Origin of the sequence: Amycolatopsis lexingtonensis (assembly GCF_014873755.1) — a bacterium.
Classification (GTDB): domain Bacteria; phylum Actinomycetota; class Actinomycetes; order Mycobacteriales; family Pseudonocardiaceae; genus Amycolatopsis; species Amycolatopsis lexingtonensis.
In genome coordinates this window covers 9,178,237-9,189,551 of the sequence record NZ_JADBEG010000001.1, presented here as the reverse complement: position 1 = coordinate 9,189,551, position 11,315 = coordinate 9,178,237, and the positions used below count along the sequence as shown (strand labels likewise).

The window sequence follows — 11,315 nt, the reverse complement described above, 5'->3', positions numbered from 1 at the left end:
CAGAAAGAAGCCCGCCTACCGGCGAAAGATCGGCAGGCGGGCGACCATCCTCGGGTGATTCAGTTCACGCGCTGGTAGCAGGGGTCGCCGCAGTTGGGCGAAGCCACCGGCGTTTCGGGCTCGTGCCCGATGTGCACCCAGCCGTGCTCGTCGGGCGTCGGCTGCGGGACCACCGGCCCGGCCTTCTCGATCGGTTCCGGCGTCTCTTCCGGCTTGGTGTCCGTAGGCGTCGACATGGTCGATCTCCTCTCCCCTGGGGATCTGCATGGGGACGCTGACCGTGACGGTGAGTCCCCCTCGCGAGGCCCTCTCCCCGCGAACGGCCCAATAGTTCCACAACGGAGCAATGATCGGGAGGGTTTTCGCTACGGAAAGTCAGCCCCACCGCTCTGATCAGGCTAGACGCTCACCATGGAACGTCCTAAAGGGTGAAGTCTGTAACGACGTCCACAGCGGACGTGCACGGGCGGGCGATCCGCGGGTACCACCCGATCATGAAACTGACCTCCACCGTGCTCGGCGCGCCGGAGCCCCGCGCGCTCGCCGCGTTCTACTCGAAGCTGCTCGGCTGGCCGATCCGCACCGACGAGCCGGAGTGGGTGACGCTGCGCCCGGACGACGGCAGCGCCGGCCTGTCGTTCCAGCTCGAAACCGGCCACGTCCCGCCCACCTGGCCGCCCGTCGACGGCGCCCAGCAGATACAGCTGCATCTGGACCTCGAAGTCGACGACCTCGAGGAAGCGACCGCGGTCGCGCGGGCCGCCGGAGCCGTCGTCGCGGACTTCCAGCCGCAGGACGACGTGCGCGTCTGCTTCGACCCCGCCGGGCACCCGTTCTGCCTCTGGACGAGGTGACGCCCCGCGTTCGGCCGGTCACAGGATCCGCTATGTTCGGCTGAGGTCGGCGTCGCGGCGAACGGAGTTGAGTCCTGTGGGGGTGCACCGGATCTGGCACCACGGCCTGGTCCCCACCGAAGGAAAACGCCCCCTGGACGCCTTGCGCAGCAGGCTGATCAGCCGCCAGCGGCAGCACGACGACTACACCGTCACCGATCTCGGCTCGTCCGACGACGGCGGCTCGCGCCGGTGCGACCTCGAATTCGCTTACGGCGACGGCGAAGGCCGCTACTCCGTTCAGGTATTGCTGTCCCTCTGCTACCGCGCCGGCGAGGACCGGGTGACGTGGCTGCTGGCCGCGGCGTGCACGCGGCCGTGGCGCAGCTGCCACGTCGCGCCGGCGCACCGGATCGGGCTGGAGGAGCTGGGCGCCAGCGGCCACGACGAAATCCCGATCGAAACGCCGGTGCTGGCGATGCGCGGCTGGTCCCGCGAGGAGTGCGACCACCTCGCCGACCTGCTGGGCGAAGCGCTGGTGGCCCCGTGGCGGACGTCGGCGGTGCTGGTACTCGCCGAGCCGCCGACGGTGCCCGTCTCGGGCTGGCCGGGGCTGGTCAACGTCTTCGACGTCGACGACCGCTTCCGCCGCACGCTCAACCGGAACCTCCCCCTCGGCTGTGCGGTGCCGGCGGGCGCGCGGCTGTACGCGCCGCCGTGCGACGAGCTCCCGGACTTCGTCGAGACCGCCAGCCCGGTCTCCGGCGAAGCGCTCGAAGGCGCGATCACGCAGCTCATCCAGGCGCGCGGCCGGACGCCGCTGCCCGAGGAGTGGGCCGGGGTGGCGAGCGTGCGGGCCTGGTACGCGGCCGATCCGTTCGTCGCGCCGGACCGCGGCCCCGACGCCGAACTGACCGGCAAGCTCGGCCGCGCCGAGCGCGAGCTGGCCGAGGCCCGCCGGGTGATCACGATCCTGCGGAAGAAGGCGAAGGCCCACGCGGAAGAGCGCGATCGCCACGCCTGCGAGGTGAAGGCGCTGCGCGGCCGGCTCGAGGACGTCTCCGCGACCGACGTCGTGTGCCTGCGCGAGCAGCTCGCGCGGCTGCAGGAGGAGGTGGACGACTACGCGCGCGCGTTCGAGGAGACCGAAGCCGAGCGCGACGAGCTCAGGCGCGTCAACGGCTTGCTGGCGGGCCGCCTCGCCCGCCACCACGACGCGGACGACGAAGTGGCCGCCGCCGGCCGCCCGCCGGAGGAGTTCCCCAGCTTCGCCGAGCTGATCGCCACCGCGACGGCGTCGCTGAAGCACCTCGCGGTCACGGCCGACCCGGCACCGGCCGCGATCCTCGACCACCACCCGAAAGCCGCCGCCTGGCGCCGCAAGGCGTGGGACGCGCTGCGGACGCTCGACGCGTACGCGGCCGCGCGCACGTCGTTGCTCGGGGCGGGCCATGACCCGGGCCCCGAGCTGTCGGACGTGCTCGCGTTCGCCCGCACCGGCCAGCCGGGTTCGCTGATCAGCGCCAACATCATCGCGCTGGCCGAGTCCGACACGGTGACCACGAACGAGCGGCTCCGCCAGGCCAGGACGTTCCGCGTCGACTCCCGCACCAACCCCGCGGGCCGCGACTACTTCGGCGCGCACATCGCCTTGGAGCGCTTCAAAGCGCCGGCCCCGCGCCTGCACTTCCTAGACGACACGGACCGGACGGGCACGGTGTACGTCGGGTATCTGGGCGCCCACCTGCCGACGTCGAAGACCAACTGAGCGAGAATCGCCCGCATGACGGAGAAGCACCTGGCGTACTGCTGGATCACGCGCGGCGAGCGGATCCTGTTCCTCCGCCGCGCGGCCGGCGTGTTCCGCGCGGGCCAGTGGGAGCTCCCGGGCGGAACGGCCGAGCCGGGCGAGCCCATGGAGACGACCGCGGTGCGCGAGGCGGCCGAGGAAACCGGGCTGCGGGTGCGCGTCACGGGTGAACTGGCGCGGGACGAGTGGCCGGACATCGCGGGGCGCGACCTGCAGATCCACGCGGTGGTTTACGCGGTCGAGGAAACCGGCAGGGGCGAGGTCGTCCTCACCCCGGAGGAGCACGACGACTTCGCTTGGCTGACGCGAGCGGAAGCGCGGGAACTGCCGCTACCGGACCACTTCCGCCGGCTGCTGTCGCCCGCTGCTCCCCGGCTGCACGTCGGCTGTGCGATGTGGACGCACAAGGCGTGGCCCGGCCGGTTCCTGCCGCCGTCGCTGCCGCCCAAGGAGCGTCTGCGCGCCTACGCGGGCTGGTGCAACGCGGTCGAAGGCAACACGACGTTCTACGCGACCCCCGCCCGTTCGACGGTCGAGACGTGGGCGGAGCAGACCGGCCCCGCCTTCCGGTTCGTGGTCAAGGTGCCCAAGGTCGTCACGCACGAGCGCCGTTTCACCGGCGTCGAGGCCGAGATGCGCACGTTCCTGGACGCGATCGAGCCCCTCGGCGACCGCGCGGTCCTGTGGACCCAGCTCCCCGGCTCGTTCGGTCCCTCCGATGTGGACGCCTTGGCCCGCTTCCTGCGCCGTCTTCCCGCCGGCCGCCGCCGCGCCGTGGAGGTGCGCCACCCAGAGTTCTTCACCGACGCGGCTTCGGCGTCGCTGCTGGAGGAGACGCTCGCCGGTGTGGACACCGAGTGGGTGCCGTTCGACACCACGGTGTTCTTCCGGAGCCCGCCGACGAGCGAGGCCGAGCAGGAGGCGTGGGGCAAGAAACCCCGGCTGCCACGGCGAATCCGGGCGTTGACGGACCAGCCGATCGTCCGTTATCTGGGCCGTGATTCCGTCGAGGATACGGTGGAGGGTTGGCAGCCTTGGGTCGAGACGGCTGCCGCTTGGCTGCGAGAGGGGCGCTCGCCGACGGTTTTCGTGCACACCCCGGACAACGACGACGCTCCGGCGCTGGCCCGTCGCTTTCACGAGGAAGTGCGAGCGCTGGTGCCTGAGCTTGAGGCGTTGCCGGAGCCGGAACCGATCGAGCCGGCGACGTTGTTCTGAGCGAGGCCGGCTCAGCCCAGCACCGTCCCCGAGTTCGCGGTGTTCCGGTTGCGCTTGCGGGAAAACGCACCCAGGTCGATCTCCAAACCGGTGCGCGGGGCCCGGAATCGCACGGGCACCGCGTCGTGGTCGGCGCCGTTCTCCACCCGGTCGATCAGCTCCGCCATCAGCTGCCCCACGACCGGCGCGTTCTTGAACTGGTTGCCGCTCGTGCCGATCGCGACGTAGAAGCCCTCGAGTTCGGTGCGGTCGTAGATCGGGGTCCAGTCGTCGGCGACGTCGTAAACGCCCACCACGCCGCGCGCCCGGTTGGGCACCGCCAGCGCGGGCAACCGCCGTGCGGCCCGCGTCACCTGCGCCTCGAAGACCGCGGCCGTCGGGTGGATGTCGACGGTGTCCGGGTCGTCGGTCCACTGCAGCGGATCGCACTCCGGTTCCGTTCCGCCGACGAGCAGGCCCCCGCCCGCTTCACCGCGGAAATAGGTGCCCAGATCCATGTCCGCCACCACCGGCCCGCCGTAGCCCTCCTTGACCGGCACGTGCGCTACTTCCTGCCGCAGCGGGCGCACCCCGACCGTGAAGCCGGAACCCACACCGGCCAGCCGGTTCACCGCGCCCGACCACGGACCGGCCGCGTTGACCACGACGGCACAGGGAATCCGGGTGCCGTCCGACAGCAGCACCGACGTCACGCGCCCGCCGGCCTGCTCCACCGCGGTCACCGTGCTGCGGAAGCGGAACTCCGCGCCGTACGCCGACGCCGCGGCGGCGAGGTTCACGGCGGCGAGGCCGGGGTCCGACACGTAACCGGCGTCCGGGGTGTACACGCCACCGAGCGAGGTTTTCGCGTCCTCCCAGAATTCCTCGTCGTCGAGCCGTTTCGGCGGCCAATAGCGGCCGGTGTCGATACCCGGAACGCGCTCGGCCAAGTCAGCGCTGTCCCATTCCTCGTAGGGGACACCGATCTCGTCGAACAACGGAAGCCACGACGTGCGCGGCGCCGCCTCGACGTCCAGCATGACCAGCCCGCTCTTGCGGAACACCGCGAGATCGCCGACGTCATGCCCGAGGTGGCCGGCCCAGTCGAGCCAGCCGAACTGCGCCTCCCACGCCGTCGCCACCCCGGCGATGGTGGAGAAGTTGAACCGGACGACCGCGCTCGATGCCGAAGTCGACCCTTGTCCGGCCCCTGCGGCCCGATCGAGCGCGATCACCCGGCGTCCCGCCCGGGCAAGCTCGAGGGCGATCGACGAGCCGATCACCCCGGCCCCGATCACGACCACGTCGGCACTCGGACGCTCACCGGGCACGGCAGGTCCTGAGGTAGCTGAGGAACGAGGCCTGCAGGCCGGTCACGTGCGTTTCGCGCAGGACCGCGCTGGTCACGGCGCCGCCGCGGGCGGTCAGGCGGTGCAGGACGGTGGCCGCGTTCTTCGTCAGGTTCTGGTAGACGGGCAGGTCTCCGAGCAGCTCCCGGTCGTTGAGGGTCAGGTGGAGCCGGGCGGAAGGCAGGCTGTCCCCCAGTTTTTCGAGCATCGCGAAGACTTGGCTGTCTACACCGACGACACCGGGGCTGCCCGCTCCGATGCTCTCGAAGAGCGTGGTGCCGGTGAGCCAGGCGTAGAGGCTGAAGAGCCCGCCGTAGGAATAGCCGAAAAGGCCGTGACCGCTGGGAGCCGTGCCGTAGTCGCGTTCGATCCGCGGGTGCAATTCCCCGGTGAGGAAGCCCAGGAACGCGTCGGCGTGGGTTTCCTTCAATTCGGCGAGGTAGGCGTCGGCTTCCTCGCGAGTCATGGCGCCCGTTCGGACGCCCATCTCCACGGCATCGACGAACTCCTGCCCGATGGGCTCGCCGGGCGGCACGAGGTCCCGGTTGCGCAGCCGTGCCCAGTGCTGTGCGTCCTCGCCCGCGTAGCCGACGCTGACCTGGATGTAGGGCCGGATCTGCTGCATGGGGTCTTTCTGGGTGACGATGAGCGGAGCCGTCTGGCCCACGGCCCAGTTGCCGTCGAGCACGTACACGACCGGCGCTCGCGTCGTGGCGGGGTCGTAGCCCGGCGGCGTGGTGACCCAGACGCCGTAGTCGTGCCCGCCGCCGGAACGCAGCTCGAAGTAGTCGGTGTCGGCGAGGCAGCCCTGCCACATGGTGCTCATCGAAGGTCCTTTACGATTCGGCCGGCCTGCATGACGAGGACGGCGTTGGCGGGATCGGCGAACAGCTCCGGGTCTTCGACCGGATTTCCGTTCCACAGCACGAGGTCTGCCCGCGCGCCGGGCGTGATGACCCCGACCTGTCCGGACAGACCGAGAATTTCGGCGTTGGTCTTGGTGGCCGCCACGAGAGCGTCCATCGGTGTTTCGAGTTTCGCGCGCAGCCTGAGCTCTTCGCCCCGGCGGGCCTGAGCCGGACCGATGAGATCGGACCCGAGCCCGATCCGCACGCCGGCCGCCTTGGCGACCGCGAGCGCTTCGGCCATCCGCTCACGGACACCCAGCACGCGATCGCGAGTCGATTCGTCGAGACCCGCCCCGGCGGTGTCGTGCAGCAGCTGCTCGACGACGGCGAACGTGGGCACCAGCGCCACCCCGTGAGCGGCCATCAGGGTGGCCGTGGCTTCGTCGAGGTCGGTGCCGTGCTCGACGCAGCGCGCCCCGGCCTCGACGGCGTTCCGGATGCCGTCGTTGTTGTGGGCGTGCACCGTGACGTAGGTGCCCCGCGCCGCGGCTTCCTGGACAGCGACGGCGATTTCCTCGACGGTGAACTGGGTGTCGGTCAGCCGGTCGTGCGCACCGACCACGCCGCCGGTCACGCAGAGCTTCAGGAAGGAGGCTCCGCGACGGAACGCCTCGCGCACGTTGCGCCGCAGCTCATCGGCGTTGCCGGACATCGTGGACAGGGCGCACAGGCCGGGTACGTGGTGGCTGCTCCACAGCTCGGTCGGTTCCCACTCGGCGCCGTAGTAGCCGTGCCCGCCGATCTGGCACTGGACCGGCCCGCACGACAGCACGCGCGGCCCTCTGACCTTGCCTTTCGCGATCGTGGTCACGAGGCCGCCGTCGACCCCGCCGGTGTCCCGGACGGTGGTGAAGCCGGCGTCGAGCGTCGCGCCGGCCGCGGCGAAGATGTCCGCCGCGAGCTCGGCGGCGCTGATCCGGAACGAGAACTGCGGCTGGATCGGGCTCGACAGTCCCAAGTGGACGTGGGCGTCGATCAGGCCGGGCGTCATCGTCAGGCCGCCGGCGTCGATGCGCTCGCCCGACGCGTCGGAGGCACCGACGCGCGTGATGTACCCGTCTTCGATGCCGACGTCGGCGTCGACCGGGTCGCGCCCCGATCCGTCGACGACCGTCGCGCCGACCACTTGAGACAGTCCCACGTCGTTCCCTCCACTGGCGCCGCTCTTTTCCAATGGATAAACTGCGGGAGTGATCCTGTCAAGCACGGAACGCACCGGCGACGCCCGCGAGCGGCTCCTGGCCCGGCTCCTCGACGCCTTCGGCGAGGCCCTTCCCACGCCGGAGGTGTCGCTCCGCGAGATCGCCGCCAGAGCCGAGACCAGCCACGCCCTCTTGCGCTACCACTTCGGGTCGCTCCCGGGCGTCCTGGCGGCCATGCTCAAGGAGCAGCGCTCCCGCGACAACCAGGCACTGCTCAAGGCCGCCCGGCGAGGCACCTTCGACGACCTCGTCGTGGCGATCTGGCGGGCCTACACGCGCCCCGAGCAGCTGTCGCGAGTCCGCGGCTTCTTCCACGTCGTAGGGCTCGCCGCGTACCGGCCGGAAGACTTCCGCGAGTTCATCGACTCGCTCGACGACCTGACCAAGATGCTGGCCTCGCTCGCGGAACGTGAGGGGCTCGATGCCGGGGAAGCGCTGACTTTGGCCACGGTCACCGTCGCCGCGATGCGTGGCCTGCTCTTGCAGGCGGTCCTGACGCCGGGCGCCCCTTCGGAGGACGCCGTCGCCTTGATCCTGCGGATGAGCAAGGAGCGATTCGTTTCACGCCCGGAATCTTGAGCGAGTTCAAAGCGATGCGGGCCGCACGCGGAACTCGGTGCCGTCCGGATCCGCCAGCGCGACGGTGCCGTCGTCGCGGCCGCCGAGCCGAGTGGCGCCGAGGGAGATCAGCGCGTCGACCGCCGCCCGCTGGTCACCGTCCGCCGGGAGCAGCTCGAAGCGCTGCCGGTTCGGTGCGACGGGCGTGCCATCCCATACGTCCCACGCGACTTTCGTGCCGCCGCGCGGTGACTGGATCGCGGTCTGCGCGCCCCGGTCCCACACCAGGGGCCAGCCCAGCGCCGCGCTCCAGAACAGGCCGGCCTGCCGGGTACCGGCACAGGTCAGCTCGCCCAGCGGGCCGCACCCGGCGAGGTAGCCGTTGCCGGGCTCGATCACGCAGAACTCGTAGCCCGCCGGGTCGGCCAGGACGACGTGCCCCTCCTCGGGCCGCTGCCCGACGTCGAGGTGACGGCCACCGAGCCCGACCGCCCTGGCCACCGTGCGCCGCTGGTCGTCGAGGTCGGCGCTGGTCAGGTGCAGGTGCATCCGGTTCGCGCCGGCCCGGCCGCCGCGGCCCGGCACGAACCGCAGGCCGAGCTGGGTGTCCCCGCCCGGCAGCAGCAGACCGCCGTCGTCCTCGACGACGTCCCGGCCGAGCAGCGCGGCCCAGAATCGCGCCGGTCCAGCCGGGTCGTCCGCCTCGAAGGTCACCGCCAGCAGCCGCATCACCGGAACGTAGCCACCGCCCCCTTGCGGCGGCAAGCCCCGCTCCCTCGCGGGAGCGGGGCCGCCGCTCACCCGGTCAGTTGACGTACACCGAGTAGCCGATGCCACCCGACTTGGTGCCGTCGGCCGTGTTGCCCCGCACGATGACCGAGTAGACGCCTCGGGCCGGTGGGGTCCACGTCATCGTCCCCGTACCCGAACTGTCCGCCGGCACGGTGAGCTCCTCCGTCACCGCACTCCCGTCGTTCCGGACTTGGTAGGTGTAGGAGACGATGCCCGGCATACCCGGCGTGAAGGTGAACGTCCCCGGCACGCCGGCACCGCCCGACCACGTGCTTTCCGGGTATTCCTTGGAAGACACGTACGGCGCGCTCAGTACGCTGAAGTAGTACGTGTTTTCCTGCGAGGAGACGTTGTCGGCCGTCACCGAACGCACCCGCAGGTTGTGGGAAGCCGAGCCTTCCGGCGGCAGCGGGGGCGTCCACGCCAGCGCGTAGCTCCCGTTCTGCGCGGCCACCTGCTGGAACGGACCCCAGTCGAACGAGTACTCGAACGCCACCGCGCCCGGCTGGCGGGCGTCGAACGTGAAGGTGCCGGGGAACACCCGCGCGTTCGCCTGGAACTCCTTCGAGGTCACCGTCGGGTTGTTCGTCACCGTCCACGTGATGTTGTCCGTCGCCGACCACACGCCCGCCGCGTTCTTCGCGCGTACCAGCATCTCGTAGTCGCCGATCTTCGGTGGGGTGTAGCTCACCGCCGCGGTGTTCCCGCTGACCGGCACGGTCCACCTGGTCGCCGGGTCCGCCGTCAGCCAGTACTCGAACTCCACGGCGTTCGGCATCGGGGTGGTGAACGTGAACGTGGCGGCTCTGCCCTCCGTCCCGATGTCGCCCTGGTAGCCGATCTCCGGTCGCCAGGTGTTGAGCGACAACCGTTTCTCCGTCACCGGGGACAGCCCGCCGGACGCGTCGCGGGCCTGGACCCGCAGCAGGGTCTGGTCGGCCGAGGTGAACTCGACCGGCAGCGTGGCGGTGCCGTCGGCGTTCGCCTTGACCGTCCACTTCGTACTCTCGGCACTCGCGAACCAGTAGTCGTACCCGACGACGGCCGGCATCCGCGGGGACGCCGTGTACGTGGCCGAGGTGCCCAGGTCGACGTTCTGGGGCCCGCTCACCACCGGTGAGGCATCGACGACGAACCGGTATTCCCGCTCCGGCGACTTGACGCCCGAAGCGTCGGTGCTGCGCACGAACAGCACGTGGTCACCGCCGGTGGCCGGCGTGATCGTCACCTCGGCGACGCCGTCCTGGGCAGCCGTGACCGTGGCGGACGCGCCGCCGTCCAGCCGGTAGTCGTACGCCACGACGTTCGGCATCCCCGGCGCGAACCGGAAGACGCCCGGCACGCCGATGCCGCCGTCCGGGCCGCCCTGCGGCGGGTAGCGGTCGGACGTGACCGTCGGCCGCGTCTCCTTGACGATGAACGAGTAGTAGGTGCTCAGCGAGAGGTTGCCCGCCCGGTCCCACGCCCGCACGACCACCGACTGCCAGCCGTTGGTCGTCGGGGTGAAGCCGACGGTGGCCGTGCCGTCGGGGCCCGCGGCGATCTCCCGCGTGTCCCCGCCGAAGTTGTAGTCGTACTTCACGACGTCGGTGGAACCGTTGGGGGAGAAGGTGAACTCGCCCGCCACACCGACCCCGCCGCCCTCGGCGTTCGCCGGGTACGTCGCGGAGGCGACGGCAGGCGCGTTCGGATCCGTGCGGTCGACGGTGAACCGGCACGGGCCCGCCGTGGCCGACTTCGCACCCCAGCTGTCCTGTGCGTACACCTCCCACGCGTAGGTGCCGTCGGCGAGGTCCCAGGTGTCCGGGTACGCCGCGGCGGGGTTGCCCGACCCGGCACCGGTGTGCCGTTGCGACGGGTCCGCCACCGGCCACCACGTGAACTGCCCGGACGTGAAGTCGCCGTCCGGGTCGGACACCTGCGCGCTCAGCTTCAGCTGGCGGCTCGCCAGCGCTCCGGTGCCGGACTGGGCACAGGGTTCGTCGTTGGCGCGGAGATCGGCCGGCGTCGCGGGCGGGGCGTTGTTGACCACCCGCAGCGTTGCCGGGGCCTCGATCAGCCGGTAGAACGCGGGGTCCGCCTCGTGGGCTTCGGCGACGCGGTAGCCCAGCGTGAGGTGACGCTCCTTGTGGTCGACCGCGTCCCGCACCGCGGTGGTGACGTCGAAGGTGGCGTTGTTGTCGATGCAGGTGCCGTCGGCGCCCCTGGACGCCACCCGCGTCCGCTCCGCCGGGCGGTTCTGCCAGGTCGTCTGCCTGGTATAGGCGGAGGTCCGCCACACCTCGGTGGCGCGGCCGTCGCAGTCGGCGTAGTACGTCTCGCCCGCCGACAGCAGCACCGTCGTGAACGGCACTCCCCGCAACGAGCTCAGGTCGAAGTCCACGTACGAGCGTTGGCGATGCGGTGTGCTGTCGTAGGTGCCGATCGGCAAGTTGCCGGCCGGCTTGAAGTGCGCGGTGGTCGGTGCCGCGGAGTCGACGTAACCCCAGGACGTCGCGGACAACGTCGTCTCGGAACGCGGTTGACCAGCGGTTCCGGCTGCCGCCATCGCGCCACCGGTGCCGGTGAGCACGACACCGAGCGCGACGGCGAGCAACGTCAGTGATCTTCGTAAGGTCATGCTGACCCTCCCCTTGGTGAATGCATGCGCGACGTACACGCCTGAA

10 protein-coding genes and 1 pseudogene are annotated in these 11,315 nt (G+C 71.0%); 5 read left to right on the top strand and 6 right to left on the bottom strand.

The window, feature by feature from the left end; translation table 11 throughout:
• Positions 1-59: 59 nt before the first annotated feature.
• Positions 60-236 carry a hypothetical protein gene (locus tag H4696_RS43000; protein ID WP_169735245.1) on the bottom strand — a complete coding sequence of 59 codons (177 nt, stop codon included), beginning with the start codon at positions 234-236 and terminating at the stop codon, positions 60-62.
• Between the two features lie 258 nt (positions 237-494).
• Between H4696_RS43000 and H4696_RS42995 the strand changes: the two genes are divergently transcribed.
• The 4 genes and pseudogenes from H4696_RS42995 (at position 495) to H4696_RS42980 (ending at position 3,861) form a co-directional block, all read left to right on the top strand.
• A complete protein-coding gene (locus H4696_RS42995) occupies positions 495-854 on the top strand; it encodes a VOC family protein (protein ID WP_086865647.1) in 360 nt (119 codons plus the stop codon).
• A 76-nt stretch (positions 855-930) separates the two neighbouring features.
• Entirely contained in the window at positions 931-2,601 is a 1,671-nt protein-coding gene (locus H4696_RS42990) for a hypothetical protein (RefSeq protein WP_192782840.1), read from the top strand.
• Positions 2,602-2,616: 15 nt separating this feature from the next.
• A pseudogene (locus H4696_RS42985) lies at positions 2,617-3,000 on the top strand (NUDIX hydrolase); the annotation flags it as partial.
• Between the two features lie 36 nt (positions 3,001-3,036).
• Positions 3,037-3,861 (top strand): DUF72 domain-containing protein, encoded by an 825-nt coding sequence (locus H4696_RS42980; protein ID WP_086862496.1) that lies wholly within the window; start codon positions 3,037-3,039, stop codon positions 3,859-3,861.
• Between the two features lie 11 nt (positions 3,862-3,872).
• Here H4696_RS42980 and H4696_RS42975 read toward each other — a convergent pair whose 3' ends face one another.
• From H4696_RS42975 to H4696_RS42965, 3 genes are read right to left on the bottom strand one after another with little or no spacing between them, the layout of a single operon-like run.
• Positions 3,873-5,171: an NAD(P)/FAD-dependent oxidoreductase gene (locus tag H4696_RS42975; protein WP_086862474.1), complete on the bottom strand. Its 1,299-nt coding sequence runs from the start codon at positions 5,169-5,171 to the stop codon at positions 3,873-3,875.
• Positions 5,161-6,015, bottom strand: a complete 855-nt coding sequence (locus H4696_RS42970) for an alpha/beta hydrolase (RefSeq protein ID WP_086862475.1) — start codon at positions 6,013-6,015, stop codon at positions 5,161-5,163. The genes H4696_RS42975 and H4696_RS42970 overlap by 11 nt, the downstream gene beginning before the upstream one ends.
• On the bottom strand, positions 6,012-7,238 hold the full coding sequence (locus tag H4696_RS42965) for a metal-dependent hydrolase family protein (protein WP_143265216.1): 1,227 nt from the start codon (positions 7,236-7,238) through the stop codon (positions 6,012-6,014). The genes H4696_RS42970 and H4696_RS42965 overlap by 4 nt, the downstream gene beginning before the upstream one ends.
• Positions 7,239-7,287: 49 nt before the next feature.
• Here H4696_RS42965 and H4696_RS42960 point away from each other — a divergent pair, with 49 nt between their 5' ends.
• Complete coding sequence (locus H4696_RS42960) at positions 7,288-7,878, top strand: TetR/AcrR family transcriptional regulator (RefSeq protein WP_143265217.1); 591 nt, start codon at positions 7,288-7,290, stop codon at positions 7,876-7,878.
• A 6-nt stretch (positions 7,879-7,884) separates the two neighbouring features.
• On the opposite strand, the gene H4696_RS42955 is transcribed toward H4696_RS42960, so the two are convergent.
• On the bottom strand, positions 7,885-8,586 hold the full coding sequence (locus H4696_RS42955; protein ID WP_086862477.1) for a VOC family protein: 702 nt from the start codon (positions 8,584-8,586) through the stop codon (positions 7,885-7,887).
• A 76-nt stretch (positions 8,587-8,662) separates the two neighbouring features.
• On the bottom strand, positions 8,663-11,269 hold the full coding sequence (locus tag H4696_RS42950) for a DNRLRE domain-containing protein (RefSeq protein WP_158104363.1): 2,607 nt from the start codon (positions 11,267-11,269) through the stop codon (positions 8,663-8,665).
• Positions 11,270-11,315 lie beyond the last annotated feature (46 nt).